This is a genomic window from Streptomyces sp. NPDC044063 (assembly GCF_056434285.1).
Genome location: NZ_JBWKFM010000015.1, coordinates 125901 through 151061, shown reverse-complemented (window position 1 = coordinate 151061; position 25161 = coordinate 125901). Strand labels below are relative to the sequence as shown.

25 protein-coding genes and 1 pseudogene are annotated in these 25161 nt (G+C 73.6%); 19 read left to right on the top strand and 7 right to left on the bottom strand.

The window, feature by feature from the left end; genetic code table 11:
- Position 1 precedes the first annotated feature (1 nt).
- The 4 genes from pucL (at position 2) to AC07BS_RS20290 (ending at position 5329) form a co-directional block, all read left to right on the top strand.
- Positions 2-922 (top strand): factor-independent urate hydroxylase, encoded by a 921-nt coding sequence (gene pucL / locus AC07BS_RS20305; protein WP_478933545.1) that lies wholly within the window; start codon positions 2-4, stop codon positions 920-922.
- Positions 923-985: 63 nt separating this feature from the next.
- Positions 986-2383 (top strand): 8-oxoguanine deaminase, encoded by a 1398-nt coding sequence (locus AC07BS_RS20300; RefSeq protein WP_478640404.1) that lies wholly within the window; start codon positions 986-988, stop codon positions 2381-2383.
- A 68-nt stretch (positions 2384-2451) separates the two neighbouring features.
- Positions 2452-3780 carry a nucleobase:cation symporter-2 family protein gene (locus AC07BS_RS20295; protein WP_478933543.1) on the top strand — a complete coding sequence of 443 codons (1329 nt, stop codon included), beginning with the start codon at positions 2452-2454 and terminating at the stop codon, positions 3778-3780.
- Positions 3781-3814: 34 nt separating this feature from the next.
- A complete protein-coding gene (locus AC07BS_RS20290; RefSeq protein WP_478933541.1) occupies positions 3815-5329 on the top strand; it encodes a YfcC family protein in 1515 nt (504 codons plus the stop codon).
- A gap of 23 nt (positions 5330-5352) precedes the next feature.
- Here AC07BS_RS20290 and aceB read toward each other — a convergent pair whose 3' ends face one another.
- Both aceB and AC07BS_RS20280 read right to left on the bottom strand, forming a co-directional pair.
- The gene (gene aceB, locus AC07BS_RS20285) at positions 5353-6951 is read right to left on the bottom strand and encodes a malate synthase A (protein WP_478933539.1); all 1599 of its coding nucleotides are present in this window, start codon (positions 6949-6951) and stop codon (positions 5353-5355) included.
- Between the two features lie 124 nt (positions 6952-7075).
- A complete protein-coding gene (locus AC07BS_RS20280) occupies positions 7076-7720 on the bottom strand; it encodes a nucleotidyltransferase family protein (protein WP_478933537.1) in 645 nt (214 codons plus the stop codon).
- Positions 7721-7879: 159 nt separating this feature from the next.
- Between AC07BS_RS20280 and AC07BS_RS20275 the strand changes: the two genes are divergently transcribed.
- Positions 7880-8260 (top strand): DUF5955 family protein, encoded by a 381-nt coding sequence (locus AC07BS_RS20275; RefSeq protein WP_478640396.1) that lies wholly within the window; start codon positions 7880-7882, stop codon positions 8258-8260.
- 67 nt (positions 8261-8327) lie between these two features.
- Here the strand turns inward: AC07BS_RS20275 and AC07BS_RS20270 are convergent, their stop codons facing one another.
- Positions 8328-9116, bottom strand: a complete 789-nt coding sequence (locus tag AC07BS_RS20270; RefSeq protein ID WP_478933535.1) for an IclR family transcriptional regulator — start codon at positions 9114-9116, stop codon at positions 8328-8330.
- A 177-nt stretch (positions 9117-9293) separates the two neighbouring features.
- Between AC07BS_RS20270 and allB the strand changes: the two genes are divergently transcribed.
- Together allB and alc are read left to right on the top strand one after the other, a co-directional pair.
- Positions 9294-10622 carry an allantoinase AllB gene (allB, locus tag AC07BS_RS20265; protein WP_478933533.1) on the top strand — a complete coding sequence of 443 codons (1329 nt, stop codon included), beginning with the start codon at positions 9294-9296 and terminating at the stop codon, positions 10620-10622.
- Complete coding sequence (alc, locus tag AC07BS_RS20260; RefSeq protein ID WP_478640390.1) at positions 10619-11863, top strand: allantoicase; 1245 nt, start codon at positions 10619-10621, stop codon at positions 11861-11863. The genes allB and alc overlap by 4 nt, the downstream gene beginning before the upstream one ends.
- Here the strand turns inward: alc and AC07BS_RS20255 are convergent.
- From AC07BS_RS20255 to AC07BS_RS20240, 4 genes are read right to left on the bottom strand one after another with little or no spacing between them, the layout of a single operon-like run.
- Complete coding sequence (locus tag AC07BS_RS20255; RefSeq protein ID WP_478933531.1) at positions 11820-12380, bottom strand: GNAT family N-acetyltransferase; 561 nt, start codon at positions 12378-12380, stop codon at positions 11820-11822. The two genes, alc and AC07BS_RS20255, sit on opposite strands and share 44 nt — an antisense overlap.
- Positions 12381-12389: 9 nt before the next feature.
- The gene (locus AC07BS_RS20250; protein WP_478933530.1) at positions 12390-13064 is read right to left on the bottom strand and encodes a heme oxygenase-like domain-containing protein; all 675 of its coding nucleotides are present in this window, start codon (positions 13062-13064) and stop codon (positions 12390-12392) included.
- Between the two features lie 37 nt (positions 13065-13101).
- On the bottom strand, positions 13102-13257 hold the full coding sequence (locus AC07BS_RS20245; RefSeq protein WP_478640385.1) for a DUF6126 family protein: 156 nt from the start codon (positions 13255-13257) through the stop codon (positions 13102-13104).
- Positions 13254-13898: a helix-turn-helix domain-containing protein gene (locus tag AC07BS_RS20240; RefSeq protein WP_478640384.1), complete on the bottom strand. Its 645-nt coding sequence runs from the start codon at positions 13896-13898 to the stop codon at positions 13254-13256. Before AC07BS_RS20240 ends, AC07BS_RS20245 begins: the two co-directional genes overlap by 4 nt.
- 139 nt (positions 13899-14037) lie before the next feature.
- On the opposite strand from AC07BS_RS20240, the gene AC07BS_RS20235 reads away from it, so the two are divergent.
- The 12 genes and pseudogenes from AC07BS_RS20235 to AC07BS_RS20180 all read left to right on the top strand — a co-directional run bounded on the left by AC07BS_RS20235 (position 14038) and on the right by AC07BS_RS20180 (position 25160).
- Entirely contained in the window at positions 14038-14454 is a 417-nt protein-coding gene (locus tag AC07BS_RS20235) for a guanyl-specific ribonuclease (protein WP_478640383.1), read from the top strand.
- Between the two features lie 176 nt (positions 14455-14630).
- Positions 14631-15821 carry a cytochrome P450 family protein gene (locus tag AC07BS_RS20230; RefSeq protein WP_478933527.1) on the top strand — a complete coding sequence of 397 codons (1191 nt, stop codon included), beginning with the start codon at positions 14631-14633 and terminating at the stop codon, positions 15819-15821.
- Between the two features lie 141 nt (positions 15822-15962).
- Positions 15963-16739: a GntR family transcriptional regulator gene (locus AC07BS_RS20225; protein ID WP_478933525.1), complete on the top strand. Its 777-nt coding sequence runs from the start codon at positions 15963-15965 to the stop codon at positions 16737-16739.
- Positions 16740-16971: 232 nt separating this feature from the next.
- A complete protein-coding gene (locus tag AC07BS_RS20220) occupies positions 16972-17982 on the top strand; it encodes a sugar ABC transporter substrate-binding protein (protein WP_478640377.1) in 1011 nt (336 codons plus the stop codon).
- Positions 17979-19013, top strand: coding sequence for an ABC transporter permease (locus tag AC07BS_RS20215; protein ID WP_478640375.1), 1035 nt, complete (start codon positions 17979-17981; stop codon positions 19011-19013). Before AC07BS_RS20220 ends, AC07BS_RS20215 begins: the two co-directional genes overlap by 4 nt.
- Positions 19010-19831, top strand: a complete 822-nt coding sequence (locus AC07BS_RS20210) for an ATP-binding cassette domain-containing protein (protein WP_478640373.1) — start codon at positions 19010-19012, stop codon at positions 19829-19831. Before AC07BS_RS20215 ends, AC07BS_RS20210 begins: the two co-directional genes overlap by 4 nt.
- 150 nt (positions 19832-19981) lie before the next feature.
- On the top strand, positions 19982-21103 hold the full coding sequence (locus AC07BS_RS20205) for an ROK family glucokinase (protein WP_478640372.1): 1122 nt from the start codon (positions 19982-19984) through the stop codon (positions 21101-21103).
- Between the two features lie 5 nt (positions 21104-21108).
- Positions 21109-21690 carry a hypothetical protein gene (locus AC07BS_RS20200; RefSeq protein WP_478640370.1) on the top strand — a complete coding sequence of 194 codons (582 nt, stop codon included), beginning with the start codon at positions 21109-21111 and terminating at the stop codon, positions 21688-21690.
- Positions 21691-21738: 48 nt separating this feature from the next.
- Positions 21739-22536: pseudogene (locus AC07BS_RS20195) on the top strand (alpha/beta fold hydrolase); the annotation flags it as partial.
- A gap of 21 nt (positions 22537-22557) precedes the next feature.
- Positions 22558-23661 (top strand): carboxymuconolactone decarboxylase family protein, encoded by a 1104-nt coding sequence (locus tag AC07BS_RS20190; protein ID WP_478933566.1) that lies wholly within the window; start codon positions 22558-22560, stop codon positions 23659-23661.
- Between the two features lie 28 nt (positions 23662-23689).
- Positions 23690-24334: an MBL fold metallo-hydrolase gene (locus AC07BS_RS20185; RefSeq protein ID WP_478933521.1), complete on the top strand. Its 645-nt coding sequence runs from the start codon at positions 23690-23692 to the stop codon at positions 24332-24334.
- Between the two features lie 46 nt (positions 24335-24380).
- On the top strand, positions 24381-25160 hold the full coding sequence (locus AC07BS_RS20180; protein ID WP_478640366.1) for an exodeoxyribonuclease III: 780 nt from the start codon (positions 24381-24383) through the stop codon (positions 25158-25160).
- Position 25161 lies beyond the last annotated feature (1 nt).

Below are 25161 nucleotides of genomic sequence, written 5' to 3'. Positions count from 1 at the left end.
CGTGATCCTGGGTCAGAACCAGTACGGCAAGGCCGAGACGCGCGTCGTGCGGATCACCCGTGACGGTGCCACCCACCACATCAAGGACCTCAACGTCTCCGTCTCCCTCTCGGGCGACATGGAGGACGTGCACCTCTCCGGTTCCAACGCCGCCGTGCTGACCACCGACACCACCAAGAACACGGTCTTCGCCTTCGCCAAGGAGTACGGCATCGCGTCGGCCGAGGCGTTCGGCATCCGGCTCGCCCGTCACTTCGTCACCGGCCAGCCCTCCATCCACAGTGCCCGCATCCGTATCGAGGAATACGCGTGGGACCGGATCGAGACCCCCGGCCCCAAGCGGCACTCCTTCGTCCGGGAAGGCCGGGAGACCCGCACCGCCCAGATCCGCTTCGACGGCACCGACTGGGAGATCGTCTCCGGGCTCAAGGACCTGACCGTGCTGAACGCCACCGACTCGGAGTTCACCGGCTACCTCAAGGACCGCTACACCACCCTCCCCGAGACCCGCGACCGGGTGCTCGCCACCCAGGTGCACGCCCGCTGGCGGCACTCCACCGCCGATGCCGCCGATGCCGCCGACGCCGCCGATGCCGCCGGCGCCTCCGACGCCGACTGGAACGACTCCTACCGGCAGGCCCGGGAGCACCTCCTGCGCGCCTTCGCCGACACCTACTCCCTCTCCCTCCAGCAGACGCTCTACCGCATGGGCACCGAGGTCCTGGAGAATTGCCCCGGTGTCGACGAGATCAGACTCTCCCTGCCCAACCGGCACCACTTCCTCGTCGACCTCGCCCCCTTCGGCCTCACGAACGACAACGAGGTCTACTACGCCGCCGACCGCCCCTACGGGCTCATCGAGGCGACCGTCCTGCGCGACGGCGCCGAGTCCCGCATACCGGTGGACATGACGAACCTCTAGGACCTCAGGACCCCCAGGACCTCCAGGACCCAGGACCTCCAGGACTTCGAAGGACACGCGACCATGGCGGAACCCCCACCCCCCGCGCCCGAGGCGCACGCCCGCACCGTCATCGAGAACTGCGCCGTCGCGACCGTCGACGCGGCCGGCACCGAATACGCCTCGGGCCACGTCGTCGTGCGCGGCAACCTCATCGAGGCCGTCGGACCGGGCCGCGCGCCCGCCGGGCTCACCGGCGTCGTGCGCCGCGTCGACGGCACCGGCCACCTCGTCACCCCGGGCCTCGTCAACACCCACCATCACTTCTACCAGTGGCTCACCCGGGGCCTCGCCCAGAACTCGAACCTCTTCGACTGGCTCGTCGCCCTCTATCCCGTCTGGGCGCGCATCGACGAGGAGATGGTCCACGCCGCCGCGCGCGCCTCCCTCGCCATGATGGTCCGCGGGGGCGTCACCACCGCCATGGACCACCACTACGTCTTCCCCCGGGGCGCGGGCGACCTCCTCGGCGCGGAGATCCGCGCCGCCCGCGAGCTGGGCGTCCGCTTCAGCCCCACCCGGGGTTCCATGGACCGCGGGGAGTCGGCGGGCGGGCTGCCGCCCGACTTCGCCGTCGAGACCACCGAGGCCGCGCTCCTCGCCACCGAGGAGGCGATCGACACCCACCACGACCCGTCCTTCGGTTCGATGCTGCGCGTCGGCGTCGCCCCCTGCTCCCCGTTCTCCGTCTCGACCGAACTCCTCCGCGAGGCCGCCGTGCTCGCTCGCCGCAAGGGCGTCCGGCTGCACACCCACGGCTCGGAGACGGTGGAGGAGGAGCGGTTCTGCCGGGAGACCCACGGCATGGGCCCCACGGACTACTTCGAGTCCACCGGCTGGCTCGGCGACGACGTGTGGATGGCCCACTGCATCCATATGAGCGACGCGGACATCGAGGCCTTCGCACGCACCGGCACCGGCGTCGCCCACTGCCCCTCCTCCAACGCCCGCATCGCCGCCGGCACCGCCCGCGTCCCCGACCTGCTGGGGGCCGGTGTCCCGGTCGGCCTCGGCGTCGACGGCACCGCCTCCAACGAGGCCGGCGAGCTCCACACCGAGCTGCGCAACGCCCTGCTCGTCCACCGCCTCGCGGGCGGCGAGGGCGCCCTGACCGTCCGGCAGGCCCTGCGGCTGGGCACCCACGGCGGCGCGGTCATCCTCGGGCGGGGTACGGAGACCGGCTCGCTGGAGGCCGGCAAGCTCGCCGACCTGGTGCTGTGGAAGCTCGACGGACTCGGCCACTCCACCATCGCCGACCCCGTCGCCGCCCTGGTCCTGGGCGCGCCCGCGCCCGTCACCCTGTCGCTGATCGACGGGCGGCCGGTGGTCGAGGACGGCCGCCTCCGTACCGCCGACGAGGACGACATCGCCCGCCGGGCGCGCCACGAGGCCCACCGCCTGGCCCGGATCGCCGCCGGCTGACAGGCCGGCCGAGGGCCGTCCCCCTCGGCCGGGCCGGTGCCGACCCCACCGATCAGGAGGAACCGCACGTGGCAGTCCACCCCGTGGACCGGCGGCCCGGGACCGCCACCCTGCTCGCCGGCGGCCTGCAGCACGTCGCCGCCAGTTACGCCGGTGTCGTCGCGCCACCCCTCGTCGTCGGGGCGTACGTCGGCCTCTCCCCGGCGCAGATCACCTTCCTCGTGGGCGCCTGCCTGTTCACGGCGGGCATCGCCACACTGCTCCAGACCATCGGCTTCCACGGGGTCGGGGCCAGGCTGCCGTTCGTCAACGGCGTCTCCTTCGCGGGCGTCGCGCCCATGCTGGCCGTCGCGGACGCGGCGCCGGACCGGCGGGACGCGCTGCCCGCCGTGTACGGGGGCGTCATGGTGGCCGGGGCGCTGGGGTTCCTCCTCGCCCCGTACTTCTGCCGCCTGGTGCGTTTCTTCCCGCCCGTGGTGACCGGCACCGTCATCACCCTCGTCGGGCTGAGCCTGCTGCCCGTCGCCTACGGCTGGATCCGGGGCGACGATCCCGGGCGGCCCGCCTCCGCGCGGAACCTGGGCCTGGCCGCCGCGACCCTGGTGATCGTGCTGCTCCTGCGCCGCCTGCTCACCGGTTTCGCCCGGCAGATCGCGATCCTGCTCGGCCTGGTCGCCGGCACGCTGCTGGCCGTCCCGCTGGGTGCGGTCGACACGTCCGTCACCCGCCACGCGGCCCTCGCCGGCTTCCCCGTGCCGTTCCACTTCGGCGCTCCCGTCGTCACGCTCCCGGCGGTGACCGCCATGTGCGTGCTCATGCTGGTGTGCATGACCGAGAGCACCGCCGACATGCTCGCGCTCGGCGAGATCGTCGGGCGCGAGGCCGACGAGAAGGTCATCGCGGCGGGGCTGCGCGCCGACACCCTCGGCACCGCCGTCAGCCCGCTCTTCAACGGCTTCGCCAACAGCGCCTTCGCCCAGAACATCGGCCTGGTCGCGCTCACCGGGGTGCGCAGCCGCTTCACCGTCGCCGCCTGCGGGGTGATGTTCGTCCTGCTCGGCCTGAGCCCGGCCTTCGCCTCGCTGATCGCCCTGGTGCCGCGGCCCGTCCTGGGCGGCGCGGGCATCGTCCTGTTCGGCACGGTCGCGGCCAGTGGCATCGGTGTCCTCCGCCGGGCGGGGCTCGACCGTGACGACAATGTGCTGATCGCCGCGACCGCGCTGGGCGTGGGCATGATCCCGGTGGTCTCCCGCACCTTCTACGACGGCGCGGGCATCCCCGCTACCCTGCGGATCGTCCTGGACTCGGGCGTCAGCGCCGGCTGTCTGACGGCGGTCGTGCTCAACCTCGTCTTCCACCACCTGGGCGGTGGGCGGCGGTCCGTGCGTGGCGACTAGGGGCGAGCATGCCATTACGCCACAATCTGCACAAATGACTGAGCAACAGGAACAGCGACAGCGACAGAAGAAGCACCGCTTCGTCTTCCCCAGCGCGCTGACGGTCCTCGCGATCGTGACGGTGGTCGTCTGGGCCCTGGCCTTCGTCATCCCCTCCGGCTCCTACGACCGCGACGCCGACGGCGACCCCGTCCAGGGCACGTATCACCGCGAACCGGCGCCCGGCGGCTTCGCGTACCGGCTCGGCCAGCTCTTCCTCGCGCCCGTCAACGGTCTCTACGGTGTGCGCGACATCAAGACCGGCCAGGTCGCCCCGGACGCCGTCGGGGTGCTCTACGGCAGCGCCGGGGTGTTCCTCTTCGTGCTCGCCATCGGGGCGTTCATCACCGTCGTCTTCGCCACCGGAGCCCTGGACCGGGGCATCGAGCGGCTCGCCCACCGGCTGCGCGAACGCGGGACGCTGCTCATCGCCGGGATCATGACGGTCTTCTCGCTGCTGGGCACCGTCGAGGGGTTCGCGGAGGAGACCCTGGGCTTCTACGGGCTGCTGGTGCCGCTGATGCTGGCCCTCGGCTACGACCGCATGGTGGCCACGGGCACGATCATCCTCGGCGCGGGCATCGGGGTCCTCGCCTCCACCGTCAACCCCTTCGCCACCGGCGTCGCCTCCTCGGCCGCCGGGATCTCGCTGGGCGACGGCATCGCGCTGCGCTTCGTGATGTGGGTGGTGCTGACCGCCGTGACCATCGCCTACGTCGTCCGCTACGCGCACCGGGTGCGCGCCGAACCGGCCCGGTCGCTGGTCGGCTTCCAGGAGGGCGACCGCGAATTCGCCGAGCAGGCGGTCCACCCGCCGGAGCTGACGGGGCTGCACAAGGGCGTCCTGGTGCTCGTCGTCGTGGTCTTCGCCTTCATGATCTTCTCGGTGATCCCCTGGGCGGGCGCGATCAGCGGCAGGGCCGACGCGCTCCCCTACGGCTGGGAACTGGACTGGTCCTTCGCCCAGTTGGCGGCGCTGTTCATCGTCGCGGCCGTCCTGGTCGGGGTGGTCGCGCGGCTGGGCGAGCGGAAGCTGAGCGCCACGCTCGTCCAGGGCGCCGGCGACTTCATGGCCCCCGCGCTGGTGATCGTGCTCGCGCGTGGCGTGACCGTCATCATGACGAACGCGAAGGTGCTCGACACCGTGCTCCACGCCGTCGAGGGCGTGGTCTCCGGCACCCCGCCGGTCCTCTTCGCGATCCTCGTCTACATCGTCAATCTGCCGCTGGCGTTCCTGATCCCCTCCACCTCGGGCCACGCCACGCTGGCCATGCCCATCCTGGCGCCGCTGGCCGAGTTCGCGGGCGTGGCCCGGTCGGTGGTGGTCACGGCGTGGCAGGCGGCGAGCGGCTGGATGAACCTGTGGGTGCCCACCACCGCCGTGGTGGTGGGCGGGGTGTCGCTGGCGAACGTGGGCTACGACCGCTATCTGCGGTTCGTCTGGCCGCTGCTGGCCATCCTGGCCGTGCTGATCTGCGGCTTCGTGGCGCTGGGCGCGGCGCTGGCGTAGGCCTGGCCCAGCAGCCGTAGGCCCTAGTCCAGCAGCTCGTACGCCGGGAGCGTCAGGAATTCCGCGTAGTCCTCGTCGAGCGCCACCTTCAGCAGGAGGTCGTGGGCCTGCCGCCAGGCGCCGTCCGGTGTGCGCGCCGCGGCCAGCTCCTCGGCGGCGATCCCGCGCACCAGCGCCGCGGTGACCCGCTCGCCGGTGTCGAGGACGACGCCCGCGTCGGTCCACTGCCAGATCTGCGACCGGGAGATCTCCGCCGTCGCCGCGTCCTCCATCAGCCCGAGGATGGCGACCGCGCCCACGCCTCGCAGCCACGACTCGATGTAGCGCAGCGCGACCCGTACGGCGGAGCGCAGCCCCTCGGCCGTCGGCCGTTCCAGGAGCGTGTCCACGGCGACGAGCTGGTCCGCGGTCACCCGGACGTCCTCGCGGAGCCGGTCCTTCTGGTGCGGGCGGTCGCCGAGGACGGCGTCGAAGGAGGCGCGGGCGACGGGCACCAGGTCGGGGTGGGCGACCCAGGAGCCGTCGAAGCCGTCGGCCGCCTCGCGGTCCTTGTCGGCCCGGACCTTCGCCAGCGCGACCTCGTTGGCCCGCGGGTCCCGGCGCGACGGGATGAACGCGGCCATGCCGCCGATGGCGTGCGCCCCCCGCTTGTGGCAGGTGCGCACGAGCAGTTCGGTGTACGCGCGCATGAACGGCGCGGTCATGGTCACCGCGTCGCGGTCGGGCAGGACGAACTTCTCCCCGCCGTCACGGAAGTTCTTGACGATGGAGAAGAGGTAGTCCCAGCGGCCCGCGTTGAGCCCCGAGGCGTGCTCGCGCAGCTCGTGGAGGATCTCCTCCATCTCGTACGCGGCGGTGATCGTCTCGATGAGGACGGTGGCGCGGACGGTGCCCCGGGGAATGCCGAGGTGCTCCTGGGCGAAGAGGAAGACGTCGTTCCAGAGCCGGGCCTCCAGGTGGGACTCGGTCTTCGGCAGGTAGAAGTACGGGCCCTTGCCGAGGTCCAGCAGCCGCCGGGCGTTGTGGAAGAAGTAGAGGCCGAAGTCGGCCAGCGCGCCCGGGACCGGCCGGCCGTCGACCGTGAGGTGCCGCTCGTCGAGGTGCCAGCCGCGCGGGCGCATCACGACCGTGGCGAGCTCCTCGGCGGGCCGCAGGGCGTACGCGCGCCCCTCGGGGGTGGTGAAGTCGATGCGGCGCTCGAAGGCGTCGATCAGGTTCAGCTGGCCGTGGACGACGTTCCGCCAGGTGGGTGCGGAGGCGTCCTCGAAGTCGGCGAGCCAGACGCGGGCGCCGGAGTTGAGGGCGTTCACGGTCATCTTGCGGTCGTCGGCGGGGCCGGTGATCTCCACGCGCCGGTCCCGGAGCGCGGGTGGCGCGGGGGCCACCCGCCACGCGGGGTCCGCGCGGACGGCCGCGGTCCGCTCGGAGAAGTCCAGCCGGCCGGTGCGGGCGATCTCCGCGCGCCGCACGGCGCGGAGGGCGAGCAGCTCGTCGCGGCGCGGCGTGAACCGGTGGTGCAGCGCCGCGAGGAAGGCGAGCGCCTCCTCGGTCAGCACCTCCTCCTGCCGGGGCACGGGCCGGGCGTCGACGACGACCGGTGAGGACGGCGCTGGTGCGGCCATGGACGGTCACTCCTCTGCGACGGGCGGGCCCGGGCGGCGCGCGCCGGAACCGGCGTGAACTGATGCGGTGGACTATGCCGTGGAGAATAGTTTTCTCATCGTGGAAGTTCAATGGCGCCCCGTGTCACTCCAGCAGCGCGAGGTCATCCGGGGTGTCCACGTCGTCGGGCGCCGCCACGTCGGAGCACTCCACGAGCCGTACGGCGGCGGCGTGCCGGCGCAGATAGGCCCGCGCGCCCCGGTCGCCCTCCGCCGCCGCGGCCGCGCCCGCCCAGTGCTCCCGGCCCAGCAGCACCGGGTGCCCCCGCTCGCCGCCGTAGGCCGCCGCCGCCAGCCCCGCGCCGGCCCGGTGCGCGGCCAGCAGCCGGGCCACGGCCGCCGCGCCCACCCGCGGCTGGTCGACGAGCGTGACCACCGCCGCCGAGATCTCCCGGGCCCCGGCCAGCGAGGCGAGCCCGGCCCGCAGCGACGACCCCATGCCGTCCGCCCAGCCGGGATGGTCCACGAGCACCAGCCCGTCCTCGTCGTCGCCGCCGTCGCCGGGCGGTCCCAGCAGGGCCCGTGCCCGCGCCGCGCCCGCGCCCAGCACCACGTGCACCGGCCCGCAGCCGCCCGCGCGCAGCAGCCCCACCGCGTGCTCCACGAGCGAGCCCCCGCGGTACGGCAGGAGCGCCTTGGGGTGCCCGCCGAGCCGCCGGCCGCCGCCGGCCGCCAGCAACAGCCCCGCCACGCACATCTGTTCCGTACCCCTGTCCGCCGTTCGCGTCATAGCCCCTGCATAGCGCATGGCTGAGCGAATGTGCGTCGGACGTCAGTTCGTCACTCGTACGTGAACACTCGGCCTGGATTTCGCTGTGCGTGTGGCGCGGCGCACGGAAAGTGGCGTTAACTGATCCGCGCGAGCGAGCACGCGGGAGGGGGACAGGTCGTGGCGGAAGGCGCCGTAGTGGTGGAAGAGGAGCGGACGGGACGTTCCGGCGAAGGGCCGGACCCGAGAGCGGGCGAGCTGGGCACGGCGGTGGCCCGGCTCCGGCGCGAGCTGGCCGGACACCCCGCCCCCTTACCCGACCGGGACGCGGCCGAGGACGAGCTGGCCGCCCTGGACGCCATGGCCCGTGCCGGCGCTCCCGACGTCTCCCGGCTGCGCCGCTCCCTGCTGCTGGTGGCGGGCGCCGTGGGCTCCGTCAGCGCCCTGGCCCCCGCCCTCGGAGCCGTCCGCGAGGCCGTCGACCGCTTCGCCGGGCCGCTGCCCGTCGAACCGGCGGACCCGGACGCGGCGGAGGTGCCACGCCCCCGCGAGGGTGCCTGAGCGGCCCGCCGCCCGAGCGGGAAGCCGTCACGCGGGGCCGCTCGGGCGGGACTGTAGGAAAGGTCGCTCAGGCGCTGACGACGGTGGCGGCGATCGCCCGCGACAGCTCCGCCGCCACGCTCTGCAGCACCGGCACGATGCGCTCCGTGGCGGCCTCGGTCACCCGGCCCGCCGGGCCCGAGATCGAGATCGCGGCCGAGGTCGGGGAGTCGGGCACCGGGACGGCGAGGCAGCGGACGCCGATCTCCTGCTCGTTGTCGTCCATCGCGAAGCCGGACTCGCGCACCCGGGCCAGCTCCGCCAGGAAGCCGTCGGGCGTGGTGATCGTCTTCTCGGTGGCGGCCGGCATGCCCGTCCGGGCCAGCAGGGCGCGCACCTCGTCGTCGGCGGACTGGGCGAGCAGCGCCTTGCCGACGCCGGTGGTGTGCGGCAGCACCCGCCGGCCGACCTCGGTGAACATCCGCACGGAGTGCCGCGAGGGCACCTGCGCCACGTAGACGACCTCGTCGCCGTCGAGCAGGGCCATGTTCGCGGTCTCGCCGGTCTCCTCGACCAGGCGGGCGAGGTGGGGGCGGGCCCAGGTGCCCAGCAGCCGTGCCGAGCTCTCGCCGAGGCGGATCAGCCGGGGGCCGAGGGCGTACCGGCGGTTGGGCTGCTGCCGGACGTATCCGCAGGCCACCAGCGTGCGCATCAGGCGATGGATGGTGGGCAGCGGCAGGCCGCTGCTCGCTGACAGCTCGCTGAGTCCGACCTCGCCGCCGGCGTCGGCCATCCGCTCGAGCAGGTCGAAGGCACGCTCGAGGGACTGGACGCCGCCACTGCTAGAGGCGGTTCGGGGCTCGGCGGACGAGGGCACGGCGCTCCTTCCGGGGGATGGGGGTCGGCAGCAGCCTACCGGCCGCCGTCGATGCCCCATGCGTGCTTCTGTTGAGTGGAACCCATATTCCGTTGTGCGGGAAGTCTTGACCGGGATCGGTCCTCGCTGAAGAATGCGGGCGCTGCGCTTCAACAAAACGTTGAAGGGGGTCGAGGAGTGGACCTGATCCTGCGCTCGACGCGGGTCGTCACACCGGAGGGCGTCCGCGCCGCCTCCGTCGCCGTCACCGGCGGCCGGATCGCGGCGGTCCTGCCCCACACGGCCGGGGACGCGCCGCCCTGCCCCGTCGAGGAGCTCGGCGACGACGTCCTGCTGCCGGGCCTCGTCGACACCCATGTGCATGTGAACGATCCCGGCCGCGCCGCCTGGGAGGGGTTCGCGACCGCCACCCTGGCCGCGGCCGCCGGCGGCGTCACCACCCTCGTCGACATGCCCCTCAACAGCCTCCCGCCCACCACCACCGTGGCGAACCTGCTGATCAAGCGCGCCGCGGCTCGCGGCCGGGTCCATGTGGACACCGGCTTCTGGGGCGGGGCACTGCCCGGCAACACCGCCGACCTCCGGCCGCTCCACGAGGCCGGGGTGTTCGGCTTCAAGGCCTTCCTCTCCCCGTCCGGCGTCGAGGAGTTCCCGCACCTCGGCCACGCCGAACTGGAGAGCGCGGCGGCGGAGATCGCCGGCCTGGGCGGGCTGCTGATCGTGCACGCCGAGGACCCGGGCGAACTGGCCGCCGCGCCGCCGCCCGGCGGCGCCCGCTACGCCGGCTTCCTCGCCTCCCGGCCGCGGGCCGCCGAGGACACGGCCGTCGCCACGCTCGTGGAGGTCGCCCGGCGCACCGGCGCGCGCGTCCACGTCCTCCACCTGTCCTCCTCCGGAGCGCTGCCGGTGATCGCCGCCGCCCGGGCCGCGGGCGTGCCCGTCACAGGGGAAACCTGCCCGCATTTCCTCGCCCTCACCGCGGAGGAAGTGCCCGACGGCGCCACGGAGTTCAAATGCTGCCCGCCCATCAGGGAGGCGGCCAACCGGGACGCCCTGTGGGCGGCGCTGGCCGACGGGACCCTCGGCTGCGTCGTCTCCGACCACTCGCCGTGCACCGCCGACCTCAAGTCCCCCGACTTCGGCACCGCCTGGGGCGGCGTCTCCTCCCTCCAGCTCGGCCTGCCCGCCGTCTGGACCGAGGCCCGGCGGCGCGGGCACACCCTCCACGACGTCGCCCGCTGGATGTCCACGGGCCCCGCCGCGCTCGCCGGCCTGACCCGCAAGGGGGCCGTCGCGCCCGGCCGGGACGCCGACTTCGCCGTCCTCGCCCCCGATGAGACCTTCACCGTCGACCCGGCCGCCCTCCACCACCGCAACCCGGTCACCGCCTACGCCGGCCGCACCCTCCACGGCGTCGTCCGGTCCACCTGGCTGCGCGGCCGCAGGATCACCGACCACGGCACCCCCCTGACCGAGCCCACCGGCCGACTCCTGGAGCGCCCATGAGCACCAGCGCCCGCGCCACGCCCAGCGCCACGACCCCGTCCCGCGCCGCCGAGCCCCGCGCCGCCGAGTCCGTCACCGCGACGTCCTTCACCGCCACGTCCTTCACCGGCGCCGCCGCCCCGTACGCGGGCGGCGACCCGTACGCCGACTACCGTGCCGCGCCCCTGCCGTTCACCGGCCTCCCCGACCTCGCGGACCGCCGCCTGGGCGGCGCCGTCGTCGCCGCCAACGACGAGTTCTTCGCCGAGCGCGAGAACCTGCTCCGGCCCGGCCCCGCCGTCTTCGACCCGGACCTCTTCGGCCCCAAGGGCAAGGTCATGGACGGCTGGGAGACCCGCCGCCGGCGCGGCGCCTCGGCCGGCGCGCCGCACCCCGCGCCCGGCGACCACGACTGGGCGCTGATACGGCTGGGCATACCCGGCGTCGTCCGGGGCGTCGTCGTCGACACCGCCCACTTCCGCGGCAACCACCCCCGGGCCGCGGGCGTCGAGGCCACCGCGCTGCCCGGCACCCCGTCCCCCGAGGAGCTGCTGGCCGGCGACGTGGAGTGGACCGTCCTGGTGCCGCCCACCCCCGTCGGCGGGCACGCCGCCAACGCCTTCCGCGTCGACGACGGGCGGCGCTTCACCCACCTGCGCCTCACCCAGCACCCCGACGGCGGCATCGCCCGCCTCCGGGTCCACGGCGAGGCCGTCCCGGACCCCGCCTGGCTCGCGGCGCTGGGCACCTTCGACCTCGCCGCACTGGAGAACGGCGGCCATGTCGAGGACGCCTCCGACCGCTTCTACTCCTCGCCGTTCCACAGCATCCACCCCGGCCGGTCCCGGGTGATGGGCGACGGCTGGGAGACCCGCCGCCGCCGCGACAGCGGGCACGACTGGGTGCGCTACCGCCTCACGGGGCAGGCGGCCCTGCGCGCCGTCGAGATCGACACCGGCTGCTACAAGGGCAACGCGCCCGGCTGGGCCGCCCTCTCCGTCCTCGACGCCACGAGCGGCGCCGACCCCGGCGACCCCGCCGCCGACTGGCGCCGGCTCCTGACCCCCGTCCCGCTGCAACCCGACACCGTGCACCGGATCCCGCTCCCCGGCACCCCCGTCGCCACGCATGTGCGCCTCGACATCCACCCCGACGGCGGCGTCGCCCGGCTGCGCGTCCACGGCGAGCTCACCGAACGCGGTGCGCGCGAGCTGGAGTTCAGGGCCGGGCTGCCGCCGCGAGGTCGAGGGAACGGCTCATGAACAGGGCGGTCTCGCCCTCGGAGGACGTACCGGTGTAGAGCGAGGTGTCCAGCCCGCACAGCGCGAACCCCATGCGCCGGTAGGCCCGTACGGCCGGGGCGTTGACGTTGCTGACCTCCAGCCAGGCGGTCCGCGCGCCCAGCGCCCGGCCGCGTTCGAGGGCGCGTTCCATCAGGCCCGCGCCGATGCCCCGGCCGCGGTGGCCGGGGGAGACCCGTATGTCGGCGACGACCAGCCGGCGGTTCCACTCCTCGTAGGCGAGGACGACGGCACCGCACAGCTCACCGCCCTCGTCGGCCACGACGACCTGGCGCTGACCGTCGGCACCGTCCTCGTCGTCCTCGCCGTCCTCGCCGTCCGGGAACACCTTGCGCAGGGCCGGCTCGACGGGGACGAAGCGCAGGGCGAAACCGTCGTCCGAGGCGGTCACCTCGACGACGGTCGTGGTCGTGAAGGAGTTGTCCAGCGCGAGGGCGGCCTGCTCCTCGCCGGGTCGTGCGGTCCGGAAGATCACCATGCCGTCAGCCTACGGCGCGGCCGTCCCCGCCAGGGTGTCCCAGAACATCGCCTCGTATTCCCGCAGCAGCCGGCCGTGACGGTGCGCCAGCGGCTCGGAGAGCCGGTCGCCCGCCAGGCCCTCGCCCACGGCCGCCAGCGCCCGCTGCGCGCCCTCGGGGTCGGGCGCGGCGAAGAGGTCGAAGAAGCCGCACGCGGCGTCGTCGAGGCCATAGTGCTCGCGCAGCGCCAGGGCGACGGTGGCGCAGTAGCCGCCCCAGGCGGTGAAGTTGGCGCCGAGCGCGACGACGGCGTCCACCGGCTCGGCGCCCAGCGCCAGCCAGGCCACGTACGCCGGGTAGGCCTGGCAGCCGGCGCGCGGCTCGTACGCCCGCACCGCCGCCTCGTCGAGGCCGCAGGCGGCGGCGAGCGGGCCGAGCCGCTCCAGGGCGGTGTCCTCGCCCCGCGCGAGGTGGTCGAAGAAGTCGGCGACGGCCGGCTGCCGGTGGGGGTCGGCCCGCTCGGCGAGGTGCCGGAAGGACCGCCGGTCGGCGGCGATGACGTGGTGCTGCTCCAGCGCCAGCGCGCCGACGACCGCGAGCGGGGCGCGGCCGTCGGCGATCAGGGCGACGAGGTGGTTGCCGGTGCTGTCCGGCGCGAGGACGCGGACCGCGTCGTCGAGCACGTCCCGGGCTGTACGGGCCATGGCACCAGCGTATCGGCGGGGTGCCGGCCGCGCGGCGCTATCCGCGCGCCCCGCCCAGATAGAAGAGGAGGAAGAAGAAGGCGACGATGAAGTGGACGGCGACGAGGTAGATGAAGACGCGGACCGTCATGGCCATCGGGGCCCGGTCCTCCTCGTCGAAGTCGGACTTGCCGCCGATCGCTTTGTCGCTCATGGCATTGCCCTCCTTGTCGGTGCGTCGCCGAGGCACAGCTCGGAGGCGCCGCTCTGCAACAGCGTGTGCGTGAACAGCAGGTCCACCCCGCCGGCCGAGGCCGCGGCGATGCGGTGCGGGGTGAGCGAGTCGAAGTGGGCGGCGTCCCCGGGGTCGAGCAGATGGACCGTCTCGCCCAGCGTCAGCCGCAGCCGTCCGCCGGTGACGTAGAGCCACTCCTCGCCCGGGTGCACCCGCACCAGCTCCTCCTGGCTGCCCCGGCCGTGCGGCACGTGCAGCCGCAGGGCCTGCATGGCCCGCCCGGAGCCGCCCGCCCGCCAGTACGTCCAGCCGCCGGCCTCCTGGGCCTCCATGCGGTCCGCCCGTACGATGGGATCGCGGCCCTCGGGTATCTCACCCAGGAGGTCGGACACGGTCGTTCCGTAGGTGCGCGCCAGCGCGAGCAGCATCGGCAGCGACGGGGTCCGGCGTCCGGTCTCCAGCCGGGACAGATGGGCCGGGGACAGCCCGGCCAGGGCGGCGGCGGCCTCCAGCGTCAGCCCGCTGCGCCGGCGCAGGGCGCGCAGCTGCGGGGCCACGAGGGGCATCTCCTCCGCGGCGGCCGCGACGGGCGCGGACCGCGGGTCGGGCGGTGGGTTCATGTCTCCGGTATAGGCCCCGGCGTGCCTGTCAGGCAAAACTTTTGCCCCAGGGGCAAAATCGCGGATGTGATGAACGTCAGGGAAACATCAACTGTTTGGCATTGACATGACATACCGCCCCCGCGTCATGCTTGTGTCCATGACAACCCCCCATCGTGCCGCGCGCTTCGCCGCGCTCGTCGCCGTCGCCTCGACGCTCCTCCTCGGTGGCCCGGCCGTCGCCGCCACGCCCGCCGCGCCCGCCTCGGTATCGGCCCCGGTCGTGAAGGTCACCGGCGACATCTGCTACTCGGACCTGCCCTCCCAGGCCCACGACACCATCCGCAAGATCGACGCCGGCGGCCCCTTCCCGTACCCCAAGGACGGGACCGTCTTCTCCAACCGCGAGAACGTGCTGCCGCGTCAGTCCGCCGGCTACTACCACGAGTACACCGTGATCACCCCGGGCTCCCCGGACCGCGGCGCCCGTCGTATCGTCACGGGCCGCAACGCGCACGAGGACTACTACACCGGCGACCACTACCGCACCTTCGACCTGGTCGACTTCGGCTGCTGACGGACACGTCCGGCCGACGGCCCCGCCGCGCCCGCGGCGGGGCCGGTCTCGTCCGGCGGACCGATGCGGCGGGCCGCCCCCGCCCGTAGGCTGATGGACTGTCAGCACATCGTGGTACGTCCCGCGGTACGTCTCGCGGTACGTCCCGCGGCACTTCCCGGCGACAGGGGGCACGCATGGCGGTGGTCAGCGATCTGGCGGCGATGGGCGCGGAGTTCGCCCGCGATCCCTACGCGGTGTACGCCGCGTTACGGGAGCGGGGCCCGGTGCACCGGGTGCGGATGCCGGAGGGCGACGAGTGCTGGCTCGTCGTCGGCCACGACGAGGTCCGGGCCGCCCTCAACGACCCCCGGCTCTCCAAGAACTGGGACAACGCCTCGGACGCCCTGAACGTGGTCGCGGTCGCCGCCGGACCGCACATGCTGGTCGCCGACGAACCCCAGCACACCCGGCTGCGGCGACTGGTGACCAAGGAGTTCACCGCGCGGCGCGTGGAGGCGCTCGCGCCCCGCGTCCAGGAGATCACCGACGAGCTGCTCGACCGGATGCTGCGCTCCCCGGACCGGCGCGCCGACCTCGTCGAGGCCCTCGCCTTCCCGTTGCCCATGAACGTCATCTGCGAGCTGCTGGGCGTGCCCGACCTCGACCGCGACGCGTTCCGCCACTGGTCGGCCACCGCCATCGGCACCGCCCCGCCGGCGGAGAAGGCCAAGGCCGTCCAGGAGGTCGCCGGCTACCTCGCCGAGCTCGTCGTCGCCAAGCGCCGGCACCCCGGCGAGGACCTGCTCAGCGGTCTCATACGCACCACGGACGAGGACGGCGACCGGCTCTCGTCCGACGAGCTCATCGGCATGGCCTGGCTGCTGCTGGTGGCCGGCCACGAGACCACGGTCAACCTGGTGAGCAACGGCGTGCTCGCCCTCCTGCGCCACCCGGACCAGCTCGCGGCCCTGCGCGCCGACTTCGGGCTGCTCGACAACGCCGTCGAGGAGATGCTGCGCTACGACGGCCCGGTGGAGACCTCCACCTACCGCTTCACCACCGAGCCCGTGGACATCGGCGGCACGGTCGTACCCGGCGGCGGCGAGCTCGTGCTCGTGGCCCTGGCCGACGCCGACCGCGACCCGGCCCGCTTCCCCGACCCGCACCGCTTCGACATCCGCCGGGACGCCCGCGGCCACGTCGCCTTCGGGCACGGCATCCACTACTGCCTGGGCGCGCCACTGGCCCGCCTCGAAGGCGCGATCGCCGTCCGCACGCTCCTGGAACGCTGCCCGGACCTGACCCTGGACTGCCACCCGGACGCCTTGGCCTGGAGAGAGGGCCTGCTGATGAGGGGGCCGTGGAGGCTGCCGGTGCGCTTCTGACGGCGCCCCGTAAGGCCGCGCCCGAAGGGGCGCGGGGAACTGCGCAATCAGCCCCCACCGGGGCGCGCGTGGCGACCGCCCGGAAGTCCAGGAGTCCGGAGGTCCGGATGTCCGGACATCAGGACCTCCGGACTTCCCGTCATGAGATCCCGCGGCTACGCTCCCTTCGTGGCGAAGCAGCGACCCCTCCAGTTCACCCTCGACCGCGGCAGCCCCGTCCCGCTCTACTTCCAGCTGTCCCAGCAGCTCGAAGGGGCCATCGAGCGGGGTGAGCTCGCCCCCGGCAGCCTCCTCGGCAACGAGATCGAGCTGGCCGGGCGGCTGGGGCTGTCCCGTCCCACGGTCCGCCAGGCGATCCAGTCCCTGGTCGACAAGGGCCTGCTGGTGCGCCGCCGAGGCGTGGGCACCCAGGTCGTGCACAGCCAGGTCAAGCGCCCGCTGGAGCTCAGCAGCCTCTACGACGACCTGGAGGAGGCCGGCCAGCAGCCCGCCACCCGGGTGCTGCGGCACGCCGTCGAGCCGGCGCCCGCGCCCGTCGCCGCGGCCCTGGGCGTCGCCGAGGGCACGGACGTCGTGGTCCTGGAGCGGCTGCGGCTGGCCCACGGCGAGCCGGTCGCCCGGCTGCGCAACCACCTGCCCGCCGGTCTGCTCGACCTCGACGTCGAGACGCTCACCGGGACGGGCCTCTACCGCCTCATGCGTCTGGCCGGCATCACCCTGCACAGTGCCCGCCAGACGATCGGCGCCCGGGCCGCCACGGCCGAGGAGGGCGAGCTGCTCGGCGAGCCGGCGGGCGCCCCTCTGCTGACCATGGAACGGACGACGTTCGACGACACCGGGCGGCCGGTGGAGTTCGGCTCGCACCTCTACCGGGCCTCGCGCTACGCCTTCGACTTCCAGCTCCTGGCCCGGTCCTGAGCCTCCGGCCGACCTGTCATGGCGTAAGAATGTTCTGACAAAGTCTTGACGGGGTGAGACGCCCGCCACTACAACTCCACAGCACAGGGGAGCGGCCCCGCCCGGCACCGCCGGGCGCACCCGGCCGACAGCGGTGACGGATGGTGACGGATACTTGGGCGGTTGGGTCCGTGGGAAAGTGGCAAAAAGGGCCCGGCCGCACCGTGACAGACAGTGAGAAGGGCAAGTCCTCGTGGCAAGGGTTCGGACAGGCGTACGCGCGGTGAGCGCGGTGCTGGCAGCGGTACTCGGCGCCACACTGGCCGGGTGCAGCAGTACGGGCGGCAAGCGGGCCGAGGAGCGGGCCGCCAAGGCCGCCCAGGGACGCTCGGCGGTCGACACCCCCCGGTGGACCTTCGCGATGGTCACCCACTCGGGCGATGGCGACACCTTCTGGGACATCGTCCAGAGCGGTGCGAAGCAGGCGGCGGTCAAGGACAACATCAAGTTCCTCTACGCCCATGACGTCGAGGGCAACAAGCAGGCCCAGAGCGTCCAGGCCATGATCGACCAGAAGGTCGACGGCCTGATCGTCACCCTCGCCAAGCCCGACGCCATGAAGGACGTCGTGGCCAAGGCGGTCAAGGCCGGCATCCCGGTGGTCACCGTGAACTCGGGCTCCGACAAGTCCAAGGACTTCGGCGCGCTCACCCACATCGGCCAGGACGAGGTCGTCGCCGGCGAGGCCGTCGGCGAGCAGCTCAACCAGCGCGGGAAGAAGAAGGTCGTCTGCGTCCTGCACGAGCAGGGCAACGTCGGCCACGAGCAGCGCTGCGACGGCGTGAAGAAGAGCTTCAAGGGCGACGTGGAGAACCTCTACGTCGAGGGCACCAACATGCCCGGCGTCCAGTCCTCCCTGGAGGCGAAGCTCCAGTCCGACAAGGACATCGACGCCGTCGTCACCCTCGGCGCGCCCTTCGCCCCCACCGCCGTCAAGGCGGCCCAGCAGGCCGGCAGCAAGGCCGAGGTCGACACCTTCGACCTCAACGCCAAGGTCGCCGAGGCCCTCCAGAAGGGCTCCCTCGGCTTCGCCGTCGACCAGGACCCGTATCTCCAGGGCTACGAGGCCGTCGACCTGCTGTGGCTCTACCGGTACAACCGCGACATGCTCGGCGGCGGCCGCCCGGTCCTGACCGGCCCGCAGATCGTCACCAAGGACGACGCGAAGACCCTGGCCGAGTACACGAAGCGGGGCACCCGATGACGACCGCCGCACCGGCCGACGAACGACTGCTGGACACCAGCCGCCTGCGCCGCCTGCTGGGCCGCCCCGAGCTGGGCGCGGTCGTGGGCGCGGCCGCCGTCTTCGTCTTCTTCTCGTTCGTCGCCGACAGCTTCCTCAAGGCGTCCAGCCTGTCGACCGTCCTCTACGCGTCGTCCACGATCGGCATCATGGCCGTGCCCGTGGCGCTGCTGATGATCGGCGGCGAGTTCGACCTGTCGACGGGTGTGATGGTCACCACGTCGGCCCTGGTCTCGTCGATGTTCAGCTACCAGATGACGGCGAACGTCTGGGTGGGTGTGGGGGTCTCCCTCCTCGCCACCCTGGCGATCGGCTTCTTCAACGGCTTCATGCTGACCCGCACCAAGCTGCCGAGCTTCATCATCACGCTCGGCACGTTCCTCATGCTCACCGGCCTGAACCTGGGCTTCACCAAGCTCATCAGCGGCACGGTCTCCACCAAGACCATCGGTGACATGGAGGGCTTCGAGTCGGCCCGCACGGTCTTCGCCTCCCACCTGACGATCGGCGGCGTGGACCTCCAGGTCACCATCCTGTGGTGGCTCGGCCTGGTGGCCGTGGCCACCTGGGTCCTGCTGCGCACCCGGGTGGGCAACTGGATCTTCGCCGTCGGCGGCGGCTCGGACGCGGCCCGCGCGGTGGGCGTCCCCGTCAACCGCACCAAGATCGGCCTCTACATGGCCGTGGCCTTCTGCGCCTGGATCTCCGGCCAGCACCTGCTGATGTCGTACGACGTCGTCCAGTCGGGCGAGGGCGTGGGCAACGAGTTCCTCTACATCATCGCGGCCGTGATCGGCGGCTGCCTGATGACCGGCGGCTACGGCTCGGCCATCGGCTCCGCGGTCGGCGCGTTCATCTTCGGCATGACCAGCAAGGGCATCGTGTACGCCCAGTGGAACCCGGACTGGTTCAAGTTCTTCCTGGGCGCGATGCTGCTCCTGGCGACCCTGCTGAACGCGTGGGTCCGTAAGCGCGCGGAGGCGACCGCATGACCGCTCTCGTCAAGCTCACGGACGTGAGCAAGTACTACGGCAACATCCGGGCGCTGGAGGGCGTGTCCCTGGAGGTCCACGCGGGGGAGATCACCTGCGTGCTGGGCGACAACGGCGCCGGCAAGTCGACCCTGATCAAGATCATCGCGGGTCTCCACCAGCACGACGCGGGCACGTTCGAGATCGAGGGCGAGGAGACCCGGCTCGGCTCCCCGCGCGAGGCCCTGGACCGCGGCATCGCCACCGTCTACCAGGACCTGGCCGTCGTCCCCCTGATGCCGGTCTGGCGGAACTTCTTCCTCGGCTCCGAGCCGACCACCGGCGTGGGCCCCTTCAAGCGCCTCGACGTGCGGAAGATGCGCGAGACCACCCGCGCGGAGCTGCTCCGCATGGGCATCGACCTGCGCGACGTCGACCAGCCGATCGGGACCCTCTCCGGCGGCGAGCGCCAGTGTGTGGCGATCGCCCGCGCCGTCTACTTCGGCGCGAAGGTCCTGGTGCTGGACGAGCCGACGGCGGCGCTGGGCGTGAAGCAGTCCGGCGTGGTCCTCAAGTACGTCGCGGCCGCGCGGGACGCCGGTCTGGGCGTGGTCCTGATCACGCACAACCCGCACCACGCGTACCTGGTCGGCGACCGCTTCGTGCTGCTCAAGCGCGGCGCCATGGCGGGCAGCCACGCCAAGCGGGAGATCGCGCTGGACGAGCTGACGCGCCAGATGGCGGGCGGCTCGGAGCTGGACCAGCTCAGCCACGAACTGGAGCGGGCGCCGGGCCCCGACGTGATCGGCGGCAAGCCGGTCGACTCCGTCGAGGGCTGACCGCGGGCCGGGGCCGGGGCCCTCCGGGGCCTCCGGGACCGCCCCGGAGGCCCCCGGCCCCGGTCCGCCCCAGGACGCACCGCACCCCGCCCGTAGGGCACAATCGGCCACGTCACACATCCACGAACCACCGCAGGGGCGACAATCGCGATGAGCATGTACCGCGAGCGGGTACACCGAGGCACCGCCAAAGCCACCGTGCTCCGCACGGTCGGCACGCGCGAGCGCCGCTCGCACCTCACGGCTCCCCGCGTCCCCACCGTCGGCATCGACATCGGCGGCACCAAGGTCATGGCGGGCGTGGTCGACGCCGACGGCAACATCCTGGAGAAGCTCCGCACGGAGACCCCGGACAAGTCCAAGAGCCCCAAGGTCGTCGAGGACACCATCGTCGAGCTGGTCCTCGACCTCTCCGACCGCCACGACGTGCACGCCGTCGGCATCGGCGCCGCCGGCTGGGTCGACGCCGACCGCAACCGCGTCCTCTTCGCCCCCCACCTCTCCTGGCGGAACGAGCCGCTGCGCGACCGCCTCGCCGGCCGGCTGGCCGTCCCCGTCATGGTGGACAACGACGCCAACACCGCCGCCTGGGCCGAGTGGCGCTTCGGCGCCGGCCGGGGCGAGGACCACCTGGTCATGATCACCCTCGGTACCGGCATCGGCGGCGCGATCCTGGAGGACGGCCAGGTCAAGCGCGGCAAGTTCGGCGTGGCCGGGGAGTTCGGCCATATGCAGGTCGTGCCCGGCGGCCACCGCTGCCCCTGCGGCAACCGCGGCTGCTGGGAGCAGTACAGCTCCGGCAACGCGCTCGTCCGCGAGGCCCGTGAGCTGGCGGCGGCCGAGTCGCCGGTCGCGTACGGGATCATGGACCGGGTCGGCGGGAACGTCTCCGAGATCACCGGCCCCCTCATCACCGAGCTCGCCCGCTCGGGCGACGCCATGTGCGTGGAACTGCTCCAGGACATCGGCCAGTGGCTGGGCGTGGGCATCGCCAACCTGGCCGCCGCGCTCGACCCGTCCTGCTTCGTGATCGGCGGCGGCGTCTCGGCCGCCGACGACCTGCTGATCGGTCCAGCGCGGGACGCCTTCCGCCGCCACCTCACGGGCCGCGGCTACCGCCCCGAGGCGCGCATCGTCAAGGCGCAGCTGGGCCCGGAGGCGGGCATGGTCGGCGCCGCGGACCTGGCCCGGCTGGTGGCCCGCCGCTTCCGCCGCGCCAACCGGCGCCGCGTCGAACGCTACGAACGGTACGCGCGGGCCGGCCGCGGGTGATCACGATGGACCAGCCCGAACGCACGGCGGCGCAGGAGCCGCCCGAGGACCCCAAGGCCGCGCCCGGCGGCGGCCCCGCCCGGCGCCACCGCTGGCTGAAGCCGCTGATCGTCTTCCTCCTCGTCGCCATCCCCGCCGGCTACCTCTACATCTCCGCGATGCAGAGCCGGGGCGGCGGCGAGAGCAAGAAGGAGCAGGCGGCCGCCACGGGTCTGGAGGAGGGCTGGCCCACCCGGCTCCAGCGGCGCCTGTACGAGGTGTCGGTCCCGCCGTACGCGGAGCACGTGGCCCACTTCGAGACGAACGCGTGGAAGGCGAGCTCGCTCTACCTGCAGTTCACCACCACGCGCGAGAAGTTCGACCAGTGGCTGCGGGACTACGCCGGCTCCGACGCCGAGCTCAAGGACGGCGAGGTCACGATCGACGAGGACGAGGCCGCCGTGGTGGGCTGGTCGTTCGGCGAGGGCCACCACTGGGCGGGCACGGTCCACGAGCAGGACCGGCCGCGGCCGAACATCGAGATCACGGCGAATCTGGACAACCCGGATTTCCCGCAGGTCTACGTCGTCTCGACGACCACGCCCTGAGGCGCCCCCATCGAACGGGTGTCCGTCGCCGGCGGATAGCGTGGCGCGGTGAGCGAGAAGCAGACCCCTACTCTCCAGTACCGGACCGACGGCCCCGAGGAGGCCCCCGTCCTGGTCCTCGGTCCCGCGCTGGGCACCACCTGGCACATGTGGGACCGTCAGATCCCCGAGTTCACGCGCCATTGGCGCGTGGTGCGGTTCGACCTGCCGGGGCACGGCGGCGCCCCCGCCGAGCCGGCAACGACGGTCGGTGACCTGACCGACCGGCTCCTCGCCACCCTCGACGCGCTGGGCGTCGACCGCTTCGCGTTCGCCGGCTGCTGCGTCTCCGGCGCGGTGGGCGCCGACCTCGCCCTGCGCCACCCGGCCCGGCTCGCGTCGCTCGCCGTGGTCGGCGCGGCCGCGCGGTTCGACGGCATCGAGCGGTGGGCCGGCGGCCCGGCCGGCGTCCGCGCGAACGGCCTCGAACCGGTGGCGCGCACCGCGCCCGAGCGCTGGTTCACGCCCGCGTTCGGCGGGGCACAGCCGGCGATCGTCGACTGGGCCGTCCAGATGGTGCGCACGACGGACCTCCACTCGTACGCGGCCGCGTGCGACGCGCTGGCCGCGTTCGGGATACGCGGCGAACTGGGCCGCATCGACGTGCCCACGCTGGTCGTCGTCGGCGCGGAGGACGACCTCACCCCGCCGGCGGAGGCCCGCGTCCTGGTGGCCGGCATCCCCGACGCCCGCCTCGCCGTCGTCCCGGCGGCCCGCCACCTGGCCCCGGTCGAACAGCCGTCGGCGGTGACGGACCTGCTGGTACGGCACTTCACGACGACATGGCGGCGGCCGGTTCCGGGCGCGCCCGGAGGCGGGGGGCAGACGGTGCCGGGCGGCGACGGGCTCGCGGCCGGCGCCCGTACGGCCGCGGGCGGGACGGTCGGCGGGGGTGGCGAGCACGGGTACGCGGCTCCGTCGGCCGTGCCGGGCGACGAGCGGCCCGGATCGGGCGGTCCCGTGGCCACGGGTCAGGGCGAGGAGGAGCGCGCCGACCGGCTGCCGGCTGGTGCGACGCCGGGGGGCGCCACGGCCCGGGCGGGGTCGTCGGCGACGGCCGGGCGGGGCGAGGACGGATACCGGGGGTCCGGTGCGCCGGGCGGTGAGGGGCCGGCGTCGGGAGCCGGCGCGGCGCCGGCCGCGCAGGCCGTGCTGAGCGAGGCCGGGTACCCGGACTCCGCCGTGCCAGGCGGCGACAGGCCGTCGGGCACCGGGCACGGCGACGGCGGCTGTCCGGTCTCCGCCGCACCTGACGGCGAACGGGCCGCGCCCGGCGCCGCGCCGGCGACGGGCGAGGGCGGTCCGGCCGGCGGTCTCGCCGCAGGCGGTCCCGCGGCCGGTGACCCGCTCGCCGGGAGCACCGGTACCGCTTCCCCGGCAGAGCCGTCCGGCTTCGGGCCGGCCCGGGCGGCCGCCGTGGCCGTCGCCACCCCCGGCGCCTTCGGTCCGGCGCTGCCGCCCGCCGAGAGCCCGGCCGGGGCCGCCGCGCCCCACGTCGGCTTCGGGCCGGTGCCACCGGTCGGCGGCCCCCTGGACGGCAACCCGTACGCCGCCGCCGACGCGGCCGCGGCATCGGCCGGCGACACGGCCGCCCGGCGCCTCCGCGACGAGGTCCTCGGGACCGCCGCCCCCACCAGCGGTGACCCCGTCTTCGACGCCTTCGCGGACCGCGTCGAGTGGGGCGGGACGTGGGCCCGCCCCGGCCTGGACCGGCGCACCCGCGGCCTGGTGACCCTCACGGCGCTCGCCGTCGGCGGCCACCTCGACGAGCTCGCCGCGCACACCCGTGCGATCCTGCGGGCCGGCGTCACCCCGGAGGAGATCCGGGAGACGCTGATCCAGACCGCGCCGTACTGCGGTCTGCCCACCGCCAGGGCGGCCATGGCGGCAGCGCACCGTGTCCTGGCCGAAACCAGCAGCGGGAACGCGTAACCGCGGAGCGCCGTAGCAGGATGGCCCCATGAAGCTGATCAAGCAGAGCCATGCCTGTGTCCGCCTGGAGAAGGACGGCCGCACGCTCGTGATCGACCCGGGAGGGTTCAGCGAGACGGACGCGGCCGTCGGCGCGGACGCGGTGCTCGTCACCCACGAGCACCCCGATCATTTCGACGAGGCCCGGCTGCGGGCGGCCCTCGACGCCAACCCGGCCGCCGAGCTGTGGACGCCGCGCAGCGTCGCGGAGCAGGTCTCGGCGGCCTTCCCCGGCCGGGTGCACACGGTGGGGGAGGGCGACGCCTTCACGGCGGCCGGGTTCGACATCCAGGTGCACGGGCAGCTGCACGCCGTGATCCACCCGGACATCCCGCGGATCACGAACGTCGGCTACCTCGTGGACGGTTCCGTCTTCCACCCCGGCGACGCGCTGACGCTGCCGGGGCGGCCGGTCGACACGCTGATGGTCCCGGTCATGGCCCCGTGGAACAAGGTCTCGGAGGTCATCGACTACGTCAGGGAGGTCGCGCCGCGCCGGTCCGTCGACATCCACGACGCGCTGCTCACGGATCTGGCGCGGCCCGTCTACGACCGGATGCTGGGGCCGGCCGGGCCGGGCGTCGCGGGGGCGGACCACATCAGGCTGGCGGCGGGCGGGAGCATCGACGTCTGACGGGCGACGGCCGGGGGCTGTCAGTGGTGGCCGTTAGGCTGGCCGCATGCGCATCGCCACCTGGAACGTGAACTCGATCACCGCCCGTCTCCCGCGGGTCCTGGCCTGGCTGGAGAGCACCGGCACGGACGTGCTGTGCGTCCAGGAGACCAAGTGCGGCGCCGAGCAGTTCCCGGCCGACGAGCTGCGCGAGCTCGGGTACGAGTCGGCGGTCAACGCCGACGGCCGGTGGAACGGCGTGGCCCTGGTCTCCCGCGTCGGCCTGGAGGACGTGGTCATGGGGCTGCCGGGCGGCCCCGACTACGACGGTGGGCAGGAGCCCCGCGCGATCTCGGCGACGTGCGGGGGCGTCCGCCTCTGGTCGGTGTACGTGCCGAACGGCCGCGAGGTCGGCCACGACCACTACACGTACAAGCTGCACTGGCTGGAGGCCCTGCGCGACGCGGTCACCGCCGACGTGCCGGGGGAGCGGCCGTTCGCGGTCCTCGGCGACTTCAACATCGCCCCGACCGACGAGGACGTCTTCGACCCGGCGGTCTTCGAGGGCGCGACGCACGTCACCCCGGCCGAGCGCGCCGCCCTGGCGGCCCTGCGGGACGCGGGCCTGTCGGACGTCGTGCCGCGCCCGCTGAAGTACGACCGGCCGTACACCTACTGGGACTACCGCCAGCTGTGCTTCCCCAAGAACCGCGGCATGCGGATCGACCTGGTGTACGGCAACGCCGCGTTCGAGAAGGCCCGCAAGGACGCCTACGTGGACCGCGAGGAGCGCAAGGGCAAGGGCGCCTCGGACCACGCCCCGGTGGTCGTCGACCTGGAGCTCTGAC

What these genes read in the sequence shown, in the direction of transcription:
- AC07BS_RS20205 (WP_478640372.1), top strand. Translation starts at nt 19,982, where the DNA reads ATGAGCATGTACCGCGAGCGGGTACACCGAGGCACCGCCAAAGCCACC.
- AC07BS_RS20230 (WP_478933527.1), top strand. Translation starts at nt 14,631, where the DNA reads ATGGCGGTGGTCAGCGATCTGGCGGCGATGGGCGCGGAGTTCGCCCGC.
- AC07BS_RS20255 (WP_478933531.1), bottom strand. Translation starts at nt 12,380, where the DNA reads ATGGTGATCTTCCGGACCGCACGACCCGGCGAGGAGCAGGCCGCCCTC.
- AC07BS_RS20215 (WP_478640375.1), top strand. Translation starts at nt 17,979, where the DNA reads ATGACGACCGCCGCACCGGCCGACGAACGACTGCTGGACACCAGCCGC.
- AC07BS_RS20250 (WP_478933530.1), bottom strand. Translation starts at nt 13,064, where the DNA reads ATGGCCCGTACAGCCCGGGACGTGCTCGACGACGCGGTCCGCGTCCTC.
- AC07BS_RS20235 (WP_478640383.1), top strand. Translation starts at nt 14,038, where the DNA reads ATGACAACCCCCCATCGTGCCGCGCGCTTCGCCGCGCTCGTCGCCGTC.
- AC07BS_RS20300 (WP_478640404.1), top strand. Translation starts at nt 986, where the DNA reads ATGGCGGAACCCCCACCCCCCGCGCCCGAGGCGCACGCCCGCACCGTC.
- AC07BS_RS20290 (WP_478933541.1), top strand. Translation starts at nt 3,815, where the DNA reads ATGACTGAGCAACAGGAACAGCGACAGCGACAGAAGAAGCACCGCTTC.
- AC07BS_RS20200 (WP_478640370.1), top strand. Translation starts at nt 21,109, where the DNA reads ATGGACCAGCCCGAACGCACGGCGGCGCAGGAGCCGCCCGAGGACCCC.
- aceB (WP_478933539.1), bottom strand. Translation starts at nt 6,951, where the DNA reads ATGGCCGCACCAGCGCCGTCCTCACCGGTCGTCGTCGACGCCCGGCCC.
- AC07BS_RS20240 (WP_478640384.1), bottom strand. Translation starts at nt 13,898, where the DNA reads ATGAACCCACCGCCCGACCCGCGGTCCGCGCCCGTCGCGGCCGCCGCG.
- alc (WP_478640390.1), top strand. Translation starts at nt 10,619, where the DNA reads ATGAGCACCAGCGCCCGCGCCACGCCCAGCGCCACGACCCCGTCCCGC.
- AC07BS_RS20180 (WP_478640366.1), top strand. Translation starts at nt 24,381, where the DNA reads ATGCGCATCGCCACCTGGAACGTGAACTCGATCACCGCCCGTCTCCCG.
- AC07BS_RS20225 (WP_478933525.1), top strand. Translation starts at nt 15,963, where the DNA reads ATGAGATCCCGCGGCTACGCTCCCTTCGTGGCGAAGCAGCGACCCCTC.
- AC07BS_RS20210 (WP_478640373.1), top strand. Translation starts at nt 19,010, where the DNA reads ATGACCGCTCTCGTCAAGCTCACGGACGTGAGCAAGTACTACGGCAAC.
- AC07BS_RS20245 (WP_478640385.1), bottom strand. Translation starts at nt 13,257, where the DNA reads ATGAGCGACAAAGCGATCGGCGGCAAGTCCGACTTCGACGAGGAGGAC.
- AC07BS_RS20280 (WP_478933537.1), bottom strand. Translation starts at nt 7,720, where the DNA reads ATGACGCGAACGGCGGACAGGGGTACGGAACAGATGTGCGTGGCGGGG.
- AC07BS_RS20185 (WP_478933521.1), top strand. Translation starts at nt 23,690, where the DNA reads ATGAAGCTGATCAAGCAGAGCCATGCCTGTGTCCGCCTGGAGAAGGAC.